General features: G+C 70.8%; 17 protein-coding genes and 3 pseudogenes. 11 read left to right on the top strand and 9 right to left on the bottom strand.

Going from position 1 to position 21,627, the window contains the following annotated elements; genetic code table 11:
* The 3 genes and pseudogenes from E6W39_RS34580 to E6W39_RS42245 form a co-directional block, all read right to left on the bottom strand.
* A pseudogene (locus E6W39_RS34580) lies at positions 1-2,882 on the bottom strand (DEAD/DEAH box helicase).
* A 337-nt stretch (positions 2,883-3,219) separates the two neighbouring features.
* Positions 3,220-3,435 carry a hypothetical protein gene (locus E6W39_RS42250; RefSeq protein ID WP_267286779.1) on the bottom strand — a complete coding sequence of 72 codons (216 nt, stop codon included), beginning with the start codon at positions 3,433-3,435 and terminating at the stop codon, positions 3,220-3,222.
* A gap of 71 nt (positions 3,436-3,506) precedes the next feature.
* Positions 3,507-4,310: a recombinase family protein gene (locus E6W39_RS42245; RefSeq protein ID WP_228718509.1), complete on the bottom strand. Its 804-nt coding sequence runs from the start codon at positions 4,308-4,310 to the stop codon at positions 3,507-3,509.
* 418 nt (positions 4,311-4,728) lie between these two features.
* Here E6W39_RS42245 and E6W39_RS34565 point away from each other — a divergent pair.
* From E6W39_RS34565 to E6W39_RS34545, 5 genes and pseudogenes are all read left to right on the top strand, one after another.
* Positions 4,729-5,770, top strand: a pseudogene (locus tag E6W39_RS34565) (CapA family protein).
* Complete coding sequence (locus E6W39_RS34560; RefSeq protein ID WP_228718508.1) at positions 5,767-6,549, top strand: protein-L-isoaspartate(D-aspartate) O-methyltransferase; 783 nt, start codon at positions 5,767-5,769, stop codon at positions 6,547-6,549. The pseudogene E6W39_RS34565 and the gene E6W39_RS34560 overlap by 4 nt, the downstream one beginning before the upstream one ends.
* Positions 6,550-6,620: 71 nt before the next feature.
* A complete protein-coding gene (locus E6W39_RS34555) occupies positions 6,621-6,845 on the top strand; it encodes a hypothetical protein (protein WP_181799578.1) in 225 nt (74 codons plus the stop codon).
* 64 nt (positions 6,846-6,909) lie between these two features.
* Positions 6,910-7,470 (top strand): type 1 glutamine amidotransferase domain-containing protein, encoded by a 561-nt coding sequence (locus E6W39_RS34550; RefSeq protein ID WP_228718506.1) that lies wholly within the window; start codon positions 6,910-6,912, stop codon positions 7,468-7,470.
* A gap of 257 nt (positions 7,471-7,727) precedes the next feature.
* Complete coding sequence (locus tag E6W39_RS34545) at positions 7,728-7,910, top strand: hypothetical protein (protein WP_141636832.1); 183 nt, start codon at positions 7,728-7,730, stop codon at positions 7,908-7,910.
* A 128-nt stretch (positions 7,911-8,038) separates the two neighbouring features.
* Here E6W39_RS34545 and E6W39_RS34540 read toward each other — a convergent pair.
* The 4 genes and pseudogenes from E6W39_RS34540 to E6W39_RS34525 all read right to left on the bottom strand — a co-directional run bounded on the left by E6W39_RS34540 (position 8,039) and on the right by E6W39_RS34525 (position 12,583).
* Positions 8,039-9,441, bottom strand: a pseudogene (locus E6W39_RS34540) (IS1380 family transposase).
* A gap of 207 nt (positions 9,442-9,648) precedes the next feature.
* A complete protein-coding gene (locus E6W39_RS39985) occupies positions 9,649-9,924 on the bottom strand; it encodes a DUF4873 domain-containing protein (RefSeq protein ID WP_181799577.1) in 276 nt (91 codons plus the stop codon).
* 440 nt (positions 9,925-10,364) lie between these two features.
* Positions 10,365-12,404: a SpoIIE family protein phosphatase gene (locus tag E6W39_RS34530; protein ID WP_141636830.1), complete on the bottom strand. Its 2,040-nt coding sequence runs from the start codon at positions 12,402-12,404 to the stop codon at positions 10,365-10,367.
* On the bottom strand, positions 12,404-12,583 hold the full coding sequence (locus E6W39_RS34525) for a hypothetical protein (RefSeq protein ID WP_141636829.1): 180 nt from the start codon (positions 12,581-12,583) through the stop codon (positions 12,404-12,406). Before E6W39_RS34525 ends, E6W39_RS34530 begins: the two co-directional genes overlap by 1 nt.
* A gap of 320 nt (positions 12,584-12,903) precedes the next feature.
* Here E6W39_RS34525 and E6W39_RS34520 point away from each other — a divergent pair, with 320 nt between their 5' ends.
* A complete protein-coding gene (locus tag E6W39_RS34520; RefSeq protein WP_228718505.1) occupies positions 12,904-15,516 on the top strand; it encodes an amino acid permease in 2,613 nt (870 codons plus the stop codon).
* A gap of 522 nt (positions 15,517-16,038) precedes the next feature.
* Here the strand turns inward: E6W39_RS34520 and E6W39_RS34510 are convergent.
* Entirely contained in the window at positions 16,039-16,497 is a 459-nt protein-coding gene (locus E6W39_RS34510) for an SSI family serine proteinase inhibitor (RefSeq protein WP_141636828.1), read from the bottom strand.
* Positions 16,498-16,943: 446 nt separating this feature from the next.
* A complete protein-coding gene (locus E6W39_RS34505) occupies positions 16,944-18,221 on the bottom strand; it encodes a S53 family peptidase (protein WP_141638124.1) in 1,278 nt (425 codons plus the stop codon).
* Positions 18,222-18,774: 553 nt separating this feature from the next.
* Between E6W39_RS34505 and E6W39_RS34500 the strand changes: the two genes are divergently transcribed.
* The 5 genes from E6W39_RS34500 (at position 18,775) to E6W39_RS34485 (ending at position 21,587) form a co-directional block, all read left to right on the top strand.
* The gene (locus E6W39_RS34500; protein ID WP_141636827.1) at positions 18,775-19,071 is read left to right on the top strand and encodes a hypothetical protein; all 297 of its coding nucleotides are present in this window, start codon (positions 18,775-18,777) and stop codon (positions 19,069-19,071) included.
* A gap of 137 nt (positions 19,072-19,208) precedes the next feature.
* A complete protein-coding gene (locus E6W39_RS39980) occupies positions 19,209-19,364 on the top strand; it encodes a hypothetical protein (protein WP_181799576.1) in 156 nt (51 codons plus the stop codon).
* A gap of 97 nt (positions 19,365-19,461) precedes the next feature.
* Positions 19,462-20,322, top strand: a complete 861-nt coding sequence (locus E6W39_RS34495) for a haloalkane dehalogenase (protein ID WP_141636826.1) — start codon at positions 19,462-19,464, stop codon at positions 20,320-20,322.
* A gap of 303 nt (positions 20,323-20,625) precedes the next feature.
* Positions 20,626-20,967 carry a YciI family protein gene (locus E6W39_RS34490; RefSeq protein WP_141636825.1) on the top strand — a complete coding sequence of 114 codons (342 nt, stop codon included), beginning with the start codon at positions 20,626-20,628 and terminating at the stop codon, positions 20,965-20,967.
* Entirely contained in the window at positions 20,964-21,587 is a 624-nt protein-coding gene (locus tag E6W39_RS34485; protein WP_141636824.1) for a sigma factor, read from the top strand. The genes E6W39_RS34490 and E6W39_RS34485 overlap by 4 nt, the downstream gene beginning before the upstream one ends.
* Positions 21,588-21,627: the final 40 nt, after the last annotated feature.

Raw genomic sequence — 21,627 nt, 5'->3', positions numbered from 1 at the left:
TCATGACTGCCTCCTGAGGGACACCAGTTCGGCCAGGTCATCGTCGCCCAGCTCGGTCAGCGCGGCCTCGCCCGAGCCGACGACGGCCTCGGCCAGGGCGCGCTTGCTCTCCAGTAGCCGGGCCACTTTGTCCTCCACCGTGCCCTCGGCGACCAGCTTGTGGACCTGCACCGGTCGGTCCTGTCCGATCCGGTAGGCGCGGTCGGTGGCCTGGTCCTCGACCGCCGGGTTCCACCAGCGGTCGTAGTGCACCACGTGGGTCGCACGGGTGAGGTTGAGGCCGGTGCCGGCCGCCTTGAGCGATAGCAGGAAGACCGGGTCGTCTCCTGCCTGGAACGCCGCCACCATCTCCTCGCGCCGGGCCACCGGGGTCCCACCGTGCAGGTACAGCGGTGTCATCCTGCGCTGCGTGAGGTGACGTTCGATCAGCTTGGCCATCTGCGTGTACTGGGTGAAGACCAGCACCGACTCGCCCTCGGCGAGAATCGTGTCGAGCAGTTCGTCCAGGACGTCCAGCTTGCCGGAACGGCCGTCGAGAGGTCCGGCCTGGCGCAGGTACTGCGCGGGATGGTTGCAGATCTGCTTGAGCGCCGTGAGCAGCTTGAGCACCAGACCGCGGCGGGCGATGCCTTCAGCCTCACGGATGCGTTCCATGGTCTCGCGGACCACGGCCTCGTACAGCGAGGCCTGTTCGGTGCTGAGCTGGACGATCCGCTCGGTCTCGGTCTTCGCCGGCAGCTCGGGGGCGATGCCGGGGTCGGTCTTCTTGCGGCGCAGCAGGAAGGGCCGCACCAGGCGGGAGAGCCGTTCGGCGGCCGCGGGGTCCTCGCCGGACTCCACGGCCCGCGCGTGGCGTTCGCGGAAGGTGGCCAGCGAGCCGAGCAGACCTGGCGTGGTCCAGTCCAGCAGGGCCCAGAGCTCGGAGAGGTTGTTCTCGACCGGGGTGCCGGTGAGTGCGACGCGAGCCCGGGTGGGCAGGGCGCGCAGCTCACGCGCCGTGGTGCTGTAGGGGTTCTTGACGTGCTGGGCCTCGTCGGCGGCGACCAGGGACCAGTCGGCCTCGGCCAGCCGTTCCCGGTCCCGGCGCAACACCCCGTACGTCACCAGCACGATCTCGTCGCCGGCCAGGTCCTCCAGGTGCCGTCCGCCGCCGTGGTACCGGCGCACGGGGGTACCGGGTGCGAACTTCTCCGCCTCGCGCTGCCAGTTGCCGAGCAGGGAGGCCGGGCAGACCACCAGGCTGGGTCCGGCCGTCCCCGGGTCGGCCTGGCGGTGCAGGTGCAGGGCGAGGAGGGTGACGGTCTTGCCGAGACCCATGTCGTCGGCGAGGCAGGCGCCCAGCCCGAGCTCGCACATCTGCGCGAGCCAAGCCAGGCCCCGGCGCTGGTAGTCGCGCAGCGTGGCCTTGAGGGCAGGTGGCTGCTCGACGGCCGCCCCGGCTTCGGGGTCGCGGATTCGGGCCACGAGCTCGCCGAGCGCGCCGACCGCCGCGCAGGGAACAGGCTCGCCCTCGTGCTCGACCTCCCCGTCAGTGCGGCGGTGAGCGCGTCCATCGGGCCAAGCGGTTCCAATCGCCGGCGCTTCGCGCGGGCCACCAGGCGCGGATCGGCGACCACCCACTGGTCGCGCAGCCGGATCAGCGGACGGCGCGCCTCGGCCAGGGCGTCCATCTCCGCCTCGGTCAGCTCCTCGCCACCGAGCGAGATCTGCCAGCTGAACTCGAGCAGCGAATCCGCGTCGAGCAGGCCGCAGGCAGTGCTGCCCGGGGCGGTGTGCCGCCCGATCACCGCCTGCGCGGTGAGGGCCTTCACCAGCTCGCGCGGCCAGTGCACGGAGATGCCGACCGCGCCCAGCTCGTCGGTGGCATCACCCAGCAACTCAAACGCCTCGTCATCGGTCAACCGCAACTGGTCGGGCGCGGCGTCCCGGAGCAGCCGACCCAGCGGCTCCCAGGCACGGGCGCCGCGCCTCAGCGCCAGCAGCATCTCAGTCTCGGCACGCGGGCCGAGCAACCGTTCGGCCTCCGCAGGATCGGCCCACGCCTGGCCCGCTTCGACCACCAAGGCGGGGTCCTGCGCGGTGTGGAGCTGCAGCACGGCACGGAACTGCTTCCGGCGGCCCTCGGGCGGGTCCACCCGCAACGACACCGAGACGTCGGCAACGAGCGAAGCCTCCACTTCCTGGGCCCAGGAACGCAGTTGCGGCAGCGGGCGGACTTCCCTCCAGGCATAGGGAAGTTCACCGACCGCCAGCGGCGCGGCCGGCGTGCGGGCCAGCGTGTCGGCCACCGCGTCGCAGAATGCCCGCAGGATCGACGCCGGCGCGGCGATGCGCAGCAGCGCGGGCCCCGGTTGCGGCAGGCAGTGGGCATGAGGGGGAAAGGCGGCGGCCAACTCGTCCAGGGCCCGGCGGTCTCCGGCATCGTACGGTCCGGCCCGCCACGTGTCGTACCCCTCGGGGCTGAGCCCCGGATAGAGGCGGCCATCGCCGAGCAGTGCCAGGGCGAATCGCGTGGCGCCGGCCCACGCGCAGACGGAAGGGTGACGGTGACCGGGGTCGGCGGTCAGCAGCGCGGGCAGCGCTGCGGCGACCTCCACCGCGAAGCCCGGGACGACGCGGCGGCGCACCGAGCGTCCATGTGGCAGCACCAGCTCGACCGAGCGTGCGTCGACACCGACCGCGGGCTGCGGCGCCGCAGCGGCATCGGCCCAGGCGTCGTCGGGCCGCCACAGGAACAACCGTCCGTGACGGGCCACTTCCTCCGGTAGGAAGACGGTGGCCCACCCACCGTCGAACAGCCCGGTGGTCCACGAAACGGCCTCCGGAGCCGCGAGCGGCGGCAGGGCTCGCTGCCTCGGCACCTTGACGGTCACTCGGGCCATAACCCGGCACGTTCCTCCCACTCAGTGGCGCGTCACCGCCGCGAACCTGGCTCATCGGGCAGAAGCACAAGCGCTCGGCCAGCCCTGATCTGCCGCTGGACGGATCAGGCCACGTCTCCGTATCCCCACCTGCTCGGAGTACATCCTGACGACTGAGTCGACGCCATGACAAACCATGCTGGCGTGACCCGAGCACCGCCTCCCGCCGAAGAGTGGCTGCCACACGGCGCAAGCCCTCCTCCCTAGGCTGCCGCAGCCGCCCGTCGCCAGGAAACGCAGCCAATGGCGATGGTCAGCGGCCGCCCATCACACTCGAACGGGTGAAACCGAGCTGCCGTCATTGCGCGCCGCCATCCGCGGCAGGCACCATATCTGCAGTTGGCCTAGCCAGTTGCAGCGATTCCGCTAAGGCACTGTCAGTTGTCCCGACAGTAGCGGCATATACGTATGGGTTGGCACACCCCTCGGACACACATCTGGTACGCGGTTCCTGCTCTGTGGGCAGCGTTCGGCACCGGTAGGCCGGTCGGTTATGGGACCAGCACGAGTCCATCAGCCGGCCACACATGCCGCAGCGCAGCAGCCCAGCCAGCAGGTACACGCGGCCCGGGACGCCTTCGCGTGCTACCCGGAGGTTCTGGACCGCGACGAAGTCCGGCTCGCTGACCAGCGCCGGGTGCGAAGGGGCGCTGGAGCCCGGTGGCCGAACGTGGTGTTGTCCGGGTCGAGCAGCTCGTGGTCGGTGCGCTGCCGGTTCCGCACCTGCCGCCCGGTGTACCGGGGGTTGGCCAGGACGGCCCGCACCGTGGTCAACGTCCATCCCTCGCCGCTGTGGTGCGCGTTGCGATCGGGATCGGCAGCCGAAGGACACGGGATGGCCGATCGTTCAGGCCGCGGGTGCTCCGCGCGACGCTGCACCCGGCCAAGCGCTGGACGATGATCCACCGCACGATCGGAGCCGTGTGAGGATCGACATCGAGACGCTGCAATCGAACTCCTCGCCGGGCCCATGCCCGGTTCGGGTGCGGGGCCGGCATCGACCAGGCGGTACCCGTAGGGTGGTCGGCCACCCAAGTACCGTCTCTGCTCCCGCGTCTGGACAGCCCCGGCAGTTCGCACCCTTATTCGCGTGCGGGTGATCTCGCGTTTGGCCAGGAGGCCGAGAAGGATCATCAGCTCCTCATGCCCAGCGATAAGCGGGTCCACCGCACCGCCCAGCTCCGGGACCCACACCGCGACGCCGTAATGCTCGAACAGCGGCGCCATCACGCTGAACTGGCTTCCGTGAAAGGCCCGTTCGCTGGAACCGAACACGATCGCGTCGAACTCACGCTCAGGATCAGCCATCGCCACCAAAAGGGCGGCGGCCTGCGGCCGACGCGCCGACGGCAGGGTCCGACTGTGGCCGATGTCGAAGAACTCCGCCACGATCCTGCCGTGCCCTGCTATCAGGGCCTGCGCCTGCAGGAGCTGCCACGCCCGAGAGCTCGCCGGATCCTGGTGGTCCTCGGTGGACACCCGCCCGTAGAAGGCGAACCGCAGACCACCTGACTGCGGACGGCCGGTCGCAGGTCGCGGCCGGGAGAACGCGCCAGCCACTCCCCCAGTAAGTGAACCGGGTTATGAGGAAGAGTAGTTGGTATTGGCGTCGTAGCTTTCGCTGGCATCGCCGACACCTCCTACCCGCGCGCCTACCTCAGTTGTCGGAATAGCCGCCAGCGCGTCCGGAAAACGGGAAATCAGCATGATGAACCCGAACGGATGAACATCAACCTGCCCCTCCCGTAGTCGGCCAACGGATTGGCTCGAAGCTCGGAGTAAGCCGAACAGGGCGTAGCTTTGAGTCATGGGCACTGACCCGGTGGGATTGTTTCTCTGCGGCGACGTGATGCTCGGGCGCGGCGTGGACCAGATCCTTCCGCACCCCGGTGATCCGAGGCTGCGGGAGTCGTACGTCCGGGATGCGCTTGCCTACGTCGAGTGGGCGGAGGCCGTGAACGGTCCGATTCCTCGCCCGGTCGGCTTCTCCTGGTCCTGGGGGAGGTCGTGCGGCTGCTCGACGAGGCCGCGCCCGAGGTCCGGTTGCTGAATCTGGAGACGAGCGTTACCCGAAGCGACGACTTCGCGCCGGCGAAGGACGTGCACTACCGGATGACTCCGGCCAACCTTTTGGCGGGCGCGGGGCTGCCGGCGGTGGGGGCGGGCCGGGACGCGGCCGCGGCCGCGGCCGCGGCGCGGCAACCCGCCATCGTCGCACTCGACGATGGCAGGCGGGCCCTGGCCTTCTCGTTCGGGACGGCGTCCAGCGGGATTCCGCAGGCGTGGGCCGCGGCCGAGGATCGGGCCGGCATCGACTTCGTATCCGAGGAGTCGGACACCGACGCGGCCGACGTCACCGATCGAGTGCGGCGGGTGAAGCGATCGGGCGACGTCGTGGTCGCCTCGATCCACTGGGGGTCCACCTGGGGCTACGCCGTCCCCACGCTCAAATCCGCTTCGCGCACGCGCTGGTCGACGGCGGTGTCGACGTGGTGCACGGGCACTCTGCGCACCATCCCCACCCAACCGAGGTCTACCGCGGAAAGCTCATCCTCTACGGCTGCGGCGACTTCATCGACGACTACGAGGGCATCACCGGCTTCGAGCAGTACCGGAACGACCTGCGGCTGCTGTACCTGGCCTCGGTGGAGCCGGACACCGGAAAGCTGGTCGACGCCCGCATGGCACCCGTGAAGGCTCGGCAGGCGCGCCTTGAGCACGCATTGCCCGAAGACTCCGCATGGCGACGGAAGGTTCTCGACCGGGTCAGCCGCGGCTTCGGCTCAAGAATCGATCTCGGCCCGGACGGCATGCTCGCTCTCCGGCGGATGTCAGGGAAGTGGACGTGACCGGAGACCTTTTCCCCGAAGCGGACAATCTCGTCCAGGCCGCCCGGGAAACCGGCATCCGCGACGAGCGCCTGCTCGGGGCCCTGCGGGCGACGCCGCGCGCAGGCTTCGTCCCTGCCCGCTACCGTGCCCTTGCCTACCTCGACGAGCCCATCCCGATCGCGAACGGGCAGACGACCACCCAGCCCTCACTCTCCGCGAGGATGATCGACGGCCTGGCACTCACCGGGAACGAACACGTCCTCGAAGTCGGTACCGGCCTGGCCTTCCAAACCGCTCTGCTCGCTCGGCTGGCCGCAGACGTCGTGAGCATCGAGATGTGGCCGCAGCTGGTTCGGCAGGCCCGGCGGAACCTCGCCCGCCAGAGCATTCGCAATGTGGAGCTGTGCCTCGGGGACGGCAGCCGCGGCGTACCGGACCGCGCCCCGTACGACGCCATCCTCGTCTCGGCGGCGTTCCCCGATGTCCCTCCACCGCTGATCGAGCAGCTTCGGCTCGGCGGCCGCCTGGTCCAGCCCATCGGTCCGGGCGGCGAGGAGCAGGTCGTGTCCTTCCAGCGCACCGCTTCGGGGCTGCAGCCCGACAGATCCTCACCATGGCTCGGTTCGTCCGGCTGCACGGACGGTACGGCTACCCGACCTGAGCCCGCCTACGCCGAGCAGCCGCCCGCGGCCGCCAGAGCTCGGGGGCGGCGGCGATCTCGAGGTCCAGCGCGTGGCGGGCTGGTTGAGAAACCCCTTGGTGACACACCATCAACCTCCCTCGCCGTGCGGGAATGACCGGACGCCTGCGGGCTGATCGCGGTGCACGTGCGCGAATGGCTCGGCTACGTCTGGGCGATGGCGGTGTGATGGTGCCCAGCGAGCACCACACGCGGGCGTTCCACGACCGGGGCGAGGGCTGCTCGCGGGCTGAACGGGAGCACGGACGGCGATTGGTGGTCCGCCGGATCGCCACCGCCCTGGCCGGCTCGGGCGCCCTCGCACTCTCCACCCTCGCCGTGCCCGGGGTCTGGCGGGACGTTGCCGGCCGACCGGCTACCGGGCCGGGATCGTTCGCAGGACCGCCCCGGTAGCGCATCCTGGAAGGGAGGGTCTGACCGCTACCGGGACCGATGCGCGGGAAGAAGGCGGGTCTCCTTGATCACCTTGCAGGGCAGGACCGTGGCCTTCCTCGTGGCACCCAAGGGCGCCGAGCAGATCGAGTTGACCCAGCCGTGGCAGGCAGTCGCCGAAGCAGGCGGCACTCCACGGCTGGTATCCACCAAGGCGGGACGGGTGGAGGCTTTCCACCACCTCGACCGGGCCGACACTTTCAAGGTCGACGACGTGCTCGGCGAGGTGAGCGCCGACAGGTACGACGCTCTGGTGCTGCCCGGCGGGGTGGCGAACCCGGATTTCCTGCGGACCGACCGGCGAGCCGTGGGCTTCGTACGTGCGTTCTTCGAGTCGGGCAAGCCGGTCGCTGCGATCTGTCACGCCCCGTGGACGCTCGTTGAGGCCGATGTCGTACGCGGACGCACCCTTACCTCCTGGCCCAGCGTGCGTACCGACCTCGTCAACGCCGGCGCCCACTGGGTCGACGAGGAGGTCCACATCTGCACCAGCGGGCCGAATGTGCTCATCACCAGCCGGAAGCCGGCCGACCTGCCCGCCTTCGCGGAGACTCTGGTGACCGTCGTCGCCAAGGCGAAGGCGTAGCCGGATCCTCCACACCGGGTCATGACCCGGGAGGACTTAGTGACAGGGTGGCGGAACCACGCGCGGGCCTCGCAGCCCCGCGGCCGCCGGAGCGTGCCGCACACCGCCGATCTGCGCATCGAGGCGTGCGAACCCACACGTGAGGAGTGCATCTCCCAGACGGTGCGCGGCATGGTCGGCAGCTTCGCCGAACTCTTCCCCCGGAGCCACCCCGCGTCACCCGGGAGCGCGAGCTGACCTCCGATACCGGTGACCTGTTGCTCGTCGCAGTACTGGAGGAGGTCATCTACCGGATGGAGGCCGCGGGTGAACTCCCGGTCGCCGTCGCCGTGACGCCCACCGACGGTGGCGCGCTCGTGCGGTTCGCGATGGTCGACGGTGCGACGGCCGAGCAGGTCGGTGCGATGCCTAGCCTCCGCGTTTCGCTTGGGGTTGGCTGAGTCGGGCTGACGGTGTTGGCAGCGGTCCGAGGGCCGAGGTTCGGGTGCTGGGCATGGCGAGTGCCCGACGCGGCGGCCGGTGTCTCCAAGGTCCTCGGTTCGTGGGCGGTCAGGGTGGTCGTGTCGGGTCAGGTGACGGGCCGGGGCAGGGCCTGCAGTCGGGTGAATGCGTGCGCGAGGTCGTGGCGCCAGGGCCAGGTGGCGGCGATCCGCAGGTGCAGTCGGCGGGCGCCGCGGGTGATGCGGGCGGCGGCGTGGAGCACCCGGTAACGGAGCTTCTTCGGCTCAGCTGTGGCCAACTCTCCCTCCAGCAGGAGGGCTTGAGTCCAGGCAAGCAGGTCGATGGCGGTCAGGGACAGCTCCAGCCACGCGGTGTTGATGGCGAAGTGACGCGAGGGGAAGCGGCCGAATCCGGTGGTCTTGCCGCAACGGATCCGGTCCTCGACACGGGCGTGCGCGCGGTGGCGGACCTCCAGCAGTTGCAGGGAGCCCTGGCCGTGGGGGTGTCGGTGAGGAGGATCTGGTGGCGCATGCCCTCGTCCAGGTCGAACAGAGACAGCTGGGCGCCGGGGTGCGGGCGTTCACGGCGGACGATGATCCGGGTGCCCTCGGGCAGGCCCGGCAGGTTGACCAGGCCGGTCAGCTCGGCGACCTCGGCGCCGTCGCGCAGGGAGCCGTCCTGTTCGAGGGCGGGATGCCATACACGGTCGGGCAGGTGGCGGATCGCCCGGCGGACCGGCTCGGTGATGGACCATCCGACGGAGAACGACGCGTGGATCCCGCGCGAGCGCAGGGCGCGAATGTGGGCCAGGAACGCTTTGGCGGAGCCGGCGCTGTCGGCGCGGACGAGGATCTCGGTGCCGTGGCGGTGGGCGTCGGGGATCTGGGCGAGCGCGGCGTCGAGCACGGCGATGTGGTCGGCGGCCGTGTTCGCGGCGGCGTTGCCCGGCCGCAGCACACCTGCCAGGGCCTCGCCCGTGTTGTCGAGGAAGCACAGCAGCGGGTGGTAGCCGAAGCCGCGCTTGTAGGTCGGCGCCGCGTTCTCCTTCTCGGAGTGGCAGGTGACCAGAGTGGCATCGATGTCCAGGACCAGGCCTGGTAGTTCGCGCCCGCCCGCTTGCGCAGCGGGGATGCCGTGGCGGGTCTCACCGGCCTGCAGCCAGGCGATCTCGCGGGCGGCGGCGCGGGCCGCGCGCAACGCTTTGAGCGCGGCGGGGTCGATACCGGCCAGCAGCCGCCAGGCGGTCGGGGTGGAGGCGACGGGGCCGAAGACTTCGGGCTGGTCACGCAGCAGGGTCAGGTCGGCGATGGCCTCGCCGCCGTCGGCGAGCATCACCGCCAGGTCGACCGCGATCCGGCCCGGATCGTGGCCGGTGCCGCGCGGACGAAGCCGGCGCAGGGCCTCGCTGAAGGCGCGGGTGAGGCCGGTGGCGTCGGCGAGATCGGCCAGCAGCCGGGATCCGGCGTGGCTGACGACCCCGCGCCCGTCGGCGGAGACGACGAGCCGGGGACGTGACCCGGTAGTGTGCACGTAGAAAGTGCCTTCCCGCTGGGCTGACAGAGACCTTCGACAAGCCTCATCTTCCCAGCGCAGAAGGCACTTTCGCGTTCCCGCTCATGATCCGGACAGGGCCCCAAGTGAAACGCGCAGGCTAGGCAGTGGCGCTGAACGGCCTCCGGCTGTCTTGCGGGCGGTACGGGTGCCGGCACTGCTCGCGGGGCTCGCCGGCTCAAACCCTCAGAAGGGTGCCGCACTGCGCCCGACGATATCCAGGCCGCCGGAACCGTCGGTGGCGACCTCGACGAAGGCGGCTTCGCCGCCCTCCGGCATCCGCAGGCGACCCTCGCGGACTTTCTCCATCAGCTCGAAGTCCTCGTCCCGATCCGCCTGAACGTGCCCACCCCAGCTCAGTGGGCCGCCGGGCGAGCCGCGAGTGGCCAGATCTGCATGGACCACGATCTCGAACCCCCGATCGATCAGCGTCGCCCATCCGCGATATCGGTTCTCACTCACCCTGCCAGTCTCCACCGTCCGGCCCGCGCCCGCACACCGTGTCGTGCCCGGGTCGGGACCTGGGACCGCTGCACCCGGCCTCGTGCACGAACGGAGGTGCCGCGGCCGTACGAGTTCGACGACGAGTACGTGCCCAGGCCTTGTGTCGTGCACCCCACCGAGGCCATCGAGTAACCGAACTGGGACGCGCGACCTGCCGCTTCCGTCGCCCGTGCCAGAAGGTGCGGAGTGGATCGAGGCGTTCTGCCGGTGGGCATCCTGACAGTGCCCGGCCGCATCAGTCCTGGCAGTCCCGTGAGCGCGGTGGAGCAGTTCCGTTGAGTGAGTATCAGTACTACGAGTTCCTGGCCGTCGACCGCCCGTTGAGCGCGGACCAGCTCAATCGGCTGCGGGGAACGGACAATCGCGCGTCCGGCGCAGGCAGGTCGTGCCGCAGCGTCTTACGAGTTCTCAGGGGTCGACTCCGGGCATCCTTCGGGGCCGGAGGCAGCCGACGCCGGTTTTCCCGGTTCTCGGCCCGGCACCGAGCGGATCAGCAGCAGCGCGATGTCGTCGGCGCGGTGGTCGGCGTGGCCGGCCTGGCCGATCAGCGTGTCGGCCAGCTGGTCAAGGGGTGCCGCCCCGTGCCGGGCCAGCGCCGCGGCGAGCATCGTCTGGGCCTGCCCGATGTCGGTGCCGGGAGTCTCGATCAGCCCGTCGGTGTACAGCAGCAGGGTGCTGCCGACCGGCAGCGCGACCCGGACCTGCGGGTAGTCGGCGCCCGGGTCGACGTTCAGCACCATGCCGATCGCCGGGTTGAGCAGCCGGGCCCGGCCGTCGGGGTCGCGCAGCAGCGGGGCGGGGTGGCCGGCGTCGGCCAACCAAGCCTCCCGACTGCCCAGTTGGACCCGCAGGTATGCGCAGCTGGCGAGCAGCGTGGTGCCGAGGTCGAGGACCAGGCGGTTGGTGCGGGCGAGCACCGTGCTGGGGTCGGCATCGGCGGTGGCGAAGGCGCGCACGGCCGTACGGATCTGGCCCATCAACGCGGCGGCGTTCACGTTGTGGCCCTGCACGTCGCCGATCACCACGGCCACCGCGTCGCCGTCCACCGGGATGATGTCGTAGAAGTCGCCGCCGACCTCCATGCCCTCGCTGGCGGGCAGGTAGCGGGCGGCGGTGGCCAGACCGGGCACCACCGGCAGCGCGTGCGGCAGCAGGCTGTCCTGCAGGCCGTGGGCGAATTCGAACTTGGTGTCGTAGAGCCGGGCGCGGTCCAGCGCCTGTGCGATCAGGCCCCCGAGCGAGGTCAGTACCGCGCGCTCCTCCAGGCTGAAGCGGTGCGGCTCGGCGAAGGCGAGCACGCAGGTGCCGATCAGCCGACCGGAGGTCACCAGTGGCAGGTAGGCCCAGGCGGCCATGCCGTCCTGGGTCTCGCGGCGGCCGGCGTAGAGCCGCTCCAGTTCGGCGCGGTTCTCGAAGAAGGCCGGCACCGGGTTCGTCGAGGCCTGCACGCCGGGGGTGGACTGGGTCAGCGGGGTGCCGTCGAACTGGTCGACCAGCCCGGGCGGATAGCCGCGGTGGCCGACGATCCGCAGCTTGCCGCTCTCGGCCATCAGGATCGCGACGGCCCGGCCGCCGAAGGCCGGCACGATCTGGTCGGAGACCATGCCCACCACGTCCTGCACGGTGGTCGCCTCAGTCAGCGCGCTGGCCAGCTGCAGGATGTGGTACAGCGCGCCGGGGCGGGTGTGCGGGTGCGGCTCGGCGGTGACCTGGGGGGCCGATGGGTCCCGCTGGGTGGCGGCGGCCATGTCGATCCGCACGGTCAGCCCGTTCGCGTCCGGGAAGAGCCGGAACGAGAGCCACCGGTCCGGCGGCCGCACCGCGATGAACGAGGTGGCCTGTCCGCTGATCACCGCTGCGCGGTAGTGGTGGTCGTAGATCGGGTCGCGCAGCCACGGCAGCGCCGACCACGGCTTGACGCCCAGCAGTTGCTCAACCGGCTTGCCGAGCAGTTCGGCCGCGGTCGGCGTGACGAGGTTGAGTCGGCCGTCGTGCCCGATGCCGCAGAGCCCCTCCGGTAGTCGCCCGGTCACGGCGGCGAAGGTGTCGGCCGGGGCCGGTGGGTTGACCGGCACCGGCCGCGGCCCCGGGCGGACCGGACGGCCGGACCGGGCCGCCGCCGCCAGCAGCCCGGCCAGCTGCGCGGCGAGCTCGGTCAGCCCGCGCTGCTCGCCGGGCGACAGCTCGGTGGGGTGTGCGGCCGGCCAGATGAAGAACGCTACGCCGTACGTCGTCGTGCGCGAGACCAGCGGCACGGCGCCCAGGCAGAACGCGTACGGCATCGCGAGCGCGACCTGCGGGTACCGGCGGGCCAGGTCCTCCGGTCCGGCGGCCCAGACCACCCGGCCGTCGCGCGCAGCGTCGGCCACCGGGATCGGCGCGGCCATCCCCACGTGCTGCCAGGGCCGGGTGAACTGCCGGGCGGGCCCGAGGGTCATCAGTAGCTCCAGCAGCTGCCCGTCCTCGGAGAGCAGGTAGAGTCCGCCGATGTACGCACCGAGGCGTTCGGGGCCGTCCGGAGCAACTGGCCGAGCGCCTCGACGGTGTCGAAGGCGTCGTCGGGCGGCTCGGTGCCCGTCGATTCGATCCGCCCGGATTCGGGCCGGGACGTACTCACCGCACACCACCTCGTCCGCACCGGCGGGGCGGGCCCGCGCGGTCTGCTTCCCATGGTGGCCCGTCCGGGCACGCCTGTCCCACCCGAGACTCCGCCCCGGGCCCACAGCCGGCTCATGGGCACCGGGAAGCCCTGCGGTGGAGCGCCTGGCTCGACTTCCGAGTGAACGTAGGTTCGAATTCTGCCCCGGTGCCCCTAGACCCAACGTGGTTCGTTGGGTGCTACTGCAGCTTGAGCTGCGGTGATCACCCCTTGGCTGGCAAGCCGCACCATGCCCGGGGGAAAATGGTGCTCGCAATGCCTCCTGGCGAAGGCGAACTGTGAGGTTCTCCAGTCGTGCCATCTCATCTGCCTCGCCGCTCGCGCCCGGCTCGGGCGCTGGTGCGAAAGGGCTGAAAGCCGGTGCCCTGGGGCTGTTCTCCTCAGTTGTCATCGGCCTGGCGTCCACTGCCCCGGCGTACAGCCTCGCTGCCACGCTCGGCCTGATCGTGGCCGGAGTCGGTCTGCAGGCTCCCATCGTCACCATGCTGGCGTTCGTCCCGATGCTGCTGATCGCGTACGCCTACCGGGAACTCAACGCCGCGAACGCGGACTGTGGCACCACCTTCGCCTGGGCCACCCGCGCCTTCGGACCCCGCGCCGGCTGGATGGGTGGCTGGGGCATCATCGTCGCCAACGTCATCGTGATGGCGAGCCTCGCGGAGATCGCCGGTGTGTACGGCTTCCGGCTGGTCGGGCTGGACTCGCTGGCGGCCAACCGGCTGTGGACCACCGTGGCCGGAGTCGTCTGGATCGCCGTGATGACCGCGGTCTGCTACGTCGGCATCGAGGTCTCGGCGGCCCTCCAGCGCTGGCTGCTGTGCCTTGAGGTGGCGGTGCTGTTGCTATTCGCCGTGACCGCGCTGGTCAAGGTCTACACCGGCAACCCGCCCACCGCGATCCATGTTTCCGCCTCCTGGTTCAACCCCTTCGAGGTCTCCTCCGGACGGGCGTTCACCTCGGGCATCCTCGCCGCCGTGTTCCTCTACTGGGGCTGGGACACCGCCGTGACGGTCAACGAGGAGACCGCCGACGCCCGGCACACCCCGGGGCGTGCGGTGGTCATCTCGACCGTGCTGCTGCTGTTCGTCTTCGGGTTGGTCGCCACCTCGGCCCAGGCATTCGCCGGCGTCGGCACCCGAGGCATCGGGCTGGGCAACTCCGCGAGTTCCGGGGACGTGCTCTCCGGCCTGGGTGGCACGGTCTTCGGCAGCGAGGGCGCCGGCCGGTTCCTCGGCAAACTGCTGATCCTCATGGTGCTGACCTCGGCCGCCGCCTCCACCCAGACCACCATCCTGCCGATGGCCCGAACGGTCTTCTCCATGGCCGCGCACAAGGCCGTGCCCTCACAGTTCGCGCGTCTGCACCGCCGGTACCTCACCCCGATCTGGTCGACCGTCGGCATGGGCCTGGTCTCCGTCGGGTTCCTGGTCCTGCTGACGTCCGTCAGCCGCCACATCCTCGCGGACTCCATCGACTCGGTCGGGCTCGCGATCGCGTTCTACTACGGCCTGACCGGCTTCGCCTGCGTCTGGTACTACCGCAGGGTGCTCACCCGCAGCCGCCGGGACTTCCTGTTCAAGGGCCTGCTGCCCGGGCTGGGCGGGCTGGTGATGCTCGCCCTGTTCTGCTACGCCGCCTTCGACGTCTACGCCGATCCCGGGTTCGGCGCCACATCCGTCGACCTGCCGCTGATCGGCCGAACCGGCGGGGTGACCGTCTTCGGCCTCGGCGCCCTGCTGATCGGTGTGGTGCTGATGCCGCTGGTCACCCGTGAGCACACTGCGACCCTCCGTCTGCAGCGCAGCCTGCTGCCGCAGCACCTGCCGCGGCTGACGGCCGTCGAGGCAGCGAGCCGGTACGTACCCGCGGACAGTCGGTCCGGGGTTGGCGGCGACTGGTTCGACGCCATTCCGCTCTCTGGTACCCGGGTCGGTCTGGTCGTCGGGGACGTGCTCGGCCACGGGTTGCGCGCCGCCGCAACGATGGGCCGGCTGCGCACGAGCGTGCGCGTCCTCGCGCGGCTGGACCTCGACCCGGATGATCTGCTTTCGCAGCTCGACGACGTGGTCGTCCAGACCGCCAGGGAACACGGGGGCGACGAAGCCCTCGGGGTGACCTGCCTGTACGCGGTTTACGACCCGGTCTCCGGCCGGTGCACGATGGCCCGCGCGGGCCACACGCCACCCGCCGTGGTCCAGCCGGACGGCGGCACCGTCAGCTACCCCGAACTGCCGCCGGGCCGGGCCCTGGGCACGGGCGGGCCGCCCTTCCAGAGCGCCGAACTCCACCTGCCTGAAGGCAGCCTGCTCGCGCTCTTCACCGACGGCCTGGTCCATGCCCCGGACCACGACGTCAACGTCGGCCTCGGCCGGCTGGCCGGTGTCCTCGCCCTGCCCGGTCGTTCCCTGGAAGAGCTCTGCGACCGCGTCCTGGCGGCGCTGCTGCCCGGGCCGGTGGACGACGACGCGGCCCTGCTCCTGGTCCGCACCCGGAGACTGAGCGCCCGGCAGACGGCCGACTGGGAGCTGGCCCCCGATCCCGCGGCGGTCGGCACGGCCCGCGCCGCGACCACCGGACAATTGTGCGACTGGGGCCTGGAGGAGCTCGGGTTCACCACCGAACTCATCGTCAGCGAACTGGTCACCAACGCCATCCGCTACGCCAGCGGACCGATCCACGTCCGCCTCATCCGCGACGAGACCCTCATCTGCGAGGTCTCCGACACCGGCCACACCTCACCCCACCTGCGCCATGCCGCCACAGACGACGAGGGCGGGCGCGGTCTGTTCATCATCGCCCAGCTCACCTGGCACTGGGGCACCCGCTACACCGCCACCGGCAAGACCTTGTGGACCGAGCAGAGCCTTCCGTCCGCCGACGGCACGCCGTAGCGCCATGTGATCCACACTCCCTGGCGGTGTTGGTGGGTCGGGCCCGCCCCGTCGTCGGGAACCGCCTCCCCTACCACTGCCGGCACGGCGCGGACGCACTGACATTGAGATCACCTGGCGGGGGTTGACCAGGATGGCGCGCACAGCGGACTTGCCCCGGGCGCGCCCGTCGCGCTGGGGGTTGCGGGCGCGGTCGTGACCCGAGGGCGGCAAGAGCCCGTCGCGGGTCAGGCTCTCGGCGAGCGCGAAGATGCCTCGGCCGCGCAGGTCTTCGTTGAAGATGCGTTGGACAACGGGACCGGCGACCGGATCGATGCGGAGGATGTGCAGGCACTTGCCGTCTGCTGCCGTGGCGGGGTCGGGATGTGGCCCGCCGTCAGCGATTCGGTCTTCCGAAGATCGAACACCGGGCGATCGCATGTGCCGCTGGATGAGGGAACGTTCCGGCGAGCGCGGCCGGCGGCCGGGGAATCCCCGTCGCCGGCCGCGCTCGCCGGGCCGTTCACCTACCTGCGGCGTCGGTCAGAATGCGAAGACCCGTCCGGTTGCGCGCCACAGCGCGCACTCGTTGGTGAACGTCTGCTGGTACGCGATGGGTTGAGCTCCCCACAGGCCCGTGGCGGTCGCGGTGACCGGCAGGTAGAGCTCCGGACAGAAGGTGTGGGACGGCACCAGGGCGCTGAAGTCGCCCTGCGCGCCCAGCAGTTCTGAACAAGCGGCCGCGGCGTCGGGGTGGTCCCCGGCCGGCGCCGCGCCGCCGCAGTCGAGCATGACCGTGCGGGTCGCGGTGGCGGTGTTCGGGGCGGTCGCCGCCACCGTCAGAAGCAGCAGGTCGGACCCCGGGTCGGCGGCGGGATTGCCGGCGACGACGGGCGCGGTGGCGGCCGGGGCGACGGCGGCGGCGAGCGGGGCGCTGCCGGCCACCAGCGCCGCGGCCGCGACGGTGCCGAGAACTGCCTTGAGAACACTGCGAGTACGCATATCGAACTCCTTTGGTCGACTGTCCGGACGGACTCGGCAGTATCAGCACAGGAGCTTGTCATGGACACAATTGAGGGGCGGGCGGCAGCCACCCGCCACGACCGTCCCCGTGGCCGGATCCCGCCCTCGCGGTTGCCACGGTCACCCCTCGACTTCACTCCCATCCCACCCCGCACCGGCGCGCCGAACGCGGCAGCCCCACCGCCTCGGCGAGTCGGCCACCCTCGAACGGCCGAGATGGACACCATCCGTGGAGTCCCGATCCACAGCCAGTGACGGATGGTCAACTTTCAACATGTCCAACGGCGAAGGCCGGCCACCGCGTGCGGCCGGGAGGCTTCGCGCGGTGGCCGGCCGGTCACTCGGCTGGCGCTGGTGGATCAGACAGGACTCGGACGGGAATCAGACACGAATCGGACGGAAAGCGGACGGGAAGCGGACAGCAGTCAGCCGCTGAAGGCCGCGGTCCCGTTCGGGGTGCCGAGCCCGGTCGGGCCGTCGTAGCCCGGGCCTGCGGTGCACAGGTAGGAGCCGCAGTCACCGTTGGAGCCGGTGGTGACGTCGTTCAGCGCGGAGGTGTTGGCGTACAGGTCGGCGGCCGGCGTGGTGTTCGCGCCCGGGTTGCCGGCCAGCGCGTAGACGCTCGCGATGATCGGCGAGGAGGCGCTGGTGCCGCCGTAGACCTGCCAGCCGGAGGCGCCGTAGGTGTCGTACACGGCCACGCCGGTGGCCGGGTCGGCGACGGCGGAGACGTCGGCCACCGTGCGGTTGCCGCAGCCGCTGTCCGTCTGCCAGCTCGGCTTGGCCTCGTAGGCGGAGCAGCCCGAACCGGTGCCCTCGGAGGCACTGGTACCCCAGACCGACTCGCTCCAGCCGCGCGCGCTGGAGTCCTTGGTGAGCGAGGTGCCGCCCACGGCGGTGACGTACGGCGAGGCCGCCGGGTACTCGACTCCGTAGGCGCTGTCGCCCGCCGAGGCGGTGATCGCGACGCCCGGGTGGTTGTAGTACGAGCTGTCAGCCGACGTCTCGTCGGCCGACTCCGAGCCGCCGTAGCTGTTGGAGACGAACTTGGCGCCCAGCGCCACCGCCTTGTTCACCGCGGTGCCCAGGTCCTGGGTGCTGGCCGTGTTGGCCTCGACCAGCAGAATGCTGCAGTTCGGGCAGGTGGCGCTGACCATGTCCAGGTCGAGCGATATCTCGCCGGCCCAACCGGAGTCGGGAGAGGGGTAGTTGGTCCCGCCGTTCTCGTCCACCTTGCTGAAGCACCCGTTGGCGGTGGTGCAGGCGGGCAAGCCGAACTGGCTGCGGTAGGCGGCCAGATCGGCTTCGGCGTTGGGGTCGTCCTGGGCGTCGACGATCGCCACCGTCTCGCCGGCGCCGTTGGAGGCGGCCGCGGAGGCGAGGTTGTACGCGCTCTGGATGTCGGCGGGGCCGTAGCCGGAGACCGTGGCGGCGGCCTGCGCGGCGGCGGTGCGGTTGGCGGCGGCCGGGTGCGCGAGCCGGGTCCTGACGGTGCTTCCGCCGGTGACGTGCAGCGCGTTGCAGGCCAGGTAGCCGGCGTGCTGCGGGACAGCGCAGGATCGGGTGAACGTCACGTTGTGGGCCGCGTTGCCGGCCGCCATCGTGGTGGCGGAGGCGGCCTGGGTGCCGAGACCGAGGCCGGCGATCGCCAGACCGGTCGCGGCGGTGAGGGCCAGCGTGGTGCGTCGGCCCTTCGGGGTCATGGGGGTACGCAAAGACGTGCTCCTCTGTGCGGTGCACCAAGCAGCGCACCAAGTGGGGGAAGACCGTGCGGGCATGGGGTGCCCGCGGGCCGGCCGCGCCCGCCTGCGACGCCGTGGGGGTGTCGGAGGCCGGTCAATTAAGCGGCTGCGCAAGAGAGTAGAAGCACGTGACCATGACAACAATGGCACTCCCAGGAAACCTACAGAATCCACGCAGGTGGGCCTGCGCCGGGCCCTGACCTGCACTCACATCCGCAGGTCCCTCACCTGACGTGGTGTCGCAGGCCGGTTCGTTTGCCGCCACCACCATGCTCACCCTCGGCGCGGCCTGGCGTACCGTCACCAATTCTCATGAGCGCCGCGGCGCGTGCCTGGCACCCGATTGCGGGAGGGTGCACCGGAGCCGGGCGGGGCGGACCACTCCGTTCCCCGGGTCACCTCGTGCAGGCTGGCGACCGCGCGCGGGATGCGGCCCGCCGCAGGCACGGAAGCCAGGGCGATGTCATGATGGACAGGGATCGCGCCTGCTTCTGCGAGCTTCTGAGGAGCCGTCATGTCCGACAGGTTCGACCGTCACGGTTTTGCTGATCCCATGTGGGCGGAGAGCCTGTGGAAGTTCGGCCGACCGGCAGCCGTCCTCGCCCGGCCCCGGCCGGAATGGCAGCGTCTGTCAGGCTGGTTGGCGGCCGACGACGTGCTCCATCAGCTGGAGGTCGGGTACTACGACGCGGACCGCAACAACCTGGTGCAGGTCATCACCCACCGGATCCCGCCTGTTCGCGTGTTCTCGGCTCCGGATCCCGAGTCGATCCTCTACAACTTCCTCGTCAACGCCTCGCCCACGGGCTGATCCCCCTGCCCGGCGGCCAGGTCCTGTCCGAAGGGGCGCTCCTGCTGCCCGACGGGAAGCGCCTGGAGCCCGGCGAATGGCTGCGGCTGCCGGGCGAGTTGAGCGTCGGAAGAGGTCAGCTCGTGGTGGACGGCACGGTGGTTGACGCGAACCGGGTCTCGTACGGCGACTACCTGGTCACCACCGCCGCGATCGGTGAGACGACGGTCGCGGTCATCAGCGCCGCCGCTCTTCACGACGAAGCCGTCCGGCTGACCCTCGAAGGCCCCGCCGCCGCACGCCCTCTCGTTTGACTGGGAGCGCCGATCCCCTGGCTTGGTCCGACAAGTTCGGCGGAGCCTGCCGCATTCGGCTACTACACGTGTAGTGTGACAGTCGAGGGAGGGTCCGATGCTGATCGACTTCATTCCCGACGGGAGTCTGTACCCTTTCGAGTCGCGCTGGTTCGACTCGTCCGTCGGCCGGGTGCATTACATCGACGAGGGAGCCGGGCCGCCGCTCCTGTTCTGTCATGGCGCTCCGACGTGGAGCTTCCTCTACCGGCACATCGTGACGGCCCTACGCGACCGGTACCGGTGCATCGCCGTAGACCATCTGGGCTTCGGACTGTCCGAACGCCCCGCGGGTTTCGGCTACACGATCGCCGAGCACACCGCGATCCTCGGCGAGCTGATCGACCACCTGCGGCTCGACGGCTTCGTTCTGATGGGACAGGACTGGGGCGGACCCATCGGCCTGGGCGCGGCCACCGCGCGCGCGGATCGGCTGCGGGGGATCGTGCTGGGCAACACCCAGTTCTGGCCGATCGAGGCGATGGCCAACCGGGCGTTCAGCATGATCATGAGCAGCCGTCCGATGCAGCGGCGGATACTCGAAGGGAATTTCCTGGTCGAGCGCGTCCTGCTCGCAGAGCTGGGGCGCAAGCTCACCGCGGCCGAGGCCGACCACTATCGTGCGGTGCAGCCCACCGCGGAAACCCGGCGCGGACTCGCCATGATGCCCAGGGAGATCCGCGCCGCGCGGCCCCTACTGGACCAACTCGCCCGGGACGTAACCGTCCTGCTCGGCGACAAGCCGGTCCTGGTGGTATGGGGCATGCGGGACATGGTGTTCCGTCCGAACGCCTGCATCCCGCGAATTCGTGAGTCCTTCGCCGATGTCGACGTGGTCGAGCTGCCGGGTGCACGGCACTTCATCCAGGAACACGCACCGGACGCGATCGCGGCCGCGATCGCGAGACGTTTTCGGTGAGTTGGGAACTCGCCCTCAGCGCCGCTGTGCCGGCGACGGCCCCCGAGGATGCCTGGCCGCGTGAGGCCAGGCACCCGGCCGTCGCGCCCGGCGACAGCTGCCAACCCGTAACGGGTGCGCTGCGCATGCTGAAGCCTCCCTGTTGATCTCGGCGGGTGGACAGCCGGTGCCACTGCCATCGGGGCCGTTCGCGATGCTGGAAAGGGAAATCTCGGCGGAGTGTGTCGGATCCAGGCGGCGGCGTTCGTAGTAAGGGTGAAAGGTGGCCCGAGGGCGGCCACCCGACGACAGGAGATGATCCCGATGGCGCACTATCTGTTTTCCGTTATCGCCGCCGGCCCGGCCGACTACGACGGCACCCCGGAGGAGATGGCCGCGGTCGACGCCTTCAACGAGCAGCTCAAGGCCGACGGCCACTGGGTCTTCGGCGGCGGCCTCGCCCTGCCCGACACGGCCACCGTCGTCGACGGCCGGGACGGGGAGCCGGTGTTCGCCGACGGCCCCTACATCGAGTCGAAGGAGTTCGTCGGCGGTTTCTGGGCCATCGAGGCCCCCGACCTCGACGTGGCGCTCCGGCTTGCCGGCCTGGCGTCGAAGGCCTGCAACCGCAGGGTCGAGCTCCGGCCGTTCCTGGGCATCGCATGACCGTTGTGGACGAGGTGATCGTCCGGGCCCACCGCGAGGAGTGGGCCCGGGTGGTCGCTGTCCTGGCCAGGCGCTTCGGCGACCTCGATGTCGCCGAGGAGATGGCCGCCGAGGCGTTCGCGAGCGCCGTCGAGCGATGGCCGGTCGACGGCGTCCCGGCGAATCCAGGCGCCTGGCTCACCACCACCGCCCACCGCAAGGCCATCGACCGGCTCCGGCGCGAGGCCAGGCGGGAGGAGAAGCAGCGGGAGGCGCTGTTGCTGTCCGACACCCCGGAGCCGCTGGGCACCATCGACGACGACCGGCTCCGCCTCGTCTTCACCTGCTGCCACCCCGCGCTCGCCATGGAGGCGCGGGTGGCGCTGACCCTGTGGATGGTCGGCGGGCTCACCGTGCCCGAGATCGCCCGCGCCTTCCTGGTCGACGGCCCGGACGTCGCACTGGCGGACATCGACGATCTGCCGCTGGCCGGCTACCACGCCTTCCATGCCACCCGCGCCGACCTGCTGCGCCGACTGGGCCGCAGCGAGGAGTCGCGGGCGGCGTACGACCGGGCGATCGCGCTGGCAGGCAACACCGCCGAGACGGCCTACCTGACCCGCCGACGCGACCAGCTGTAGGCGCCAATCCCGTTGCCCGCCCGCGCATCCGCCTGACACG

It is taken from the genome of Kitasatospora acidiphila (assembly GCF_006636205.1).
Lineage (GTDB): Bacteria > Actinomycetota > Actinomycetes > Streptomycetales > Streptomycetaceae > Kitasatospora > Kitasatospora acidiphila.
This window is presented reverse-complemented; position numbering and strand designations above follow the sequence as displayed.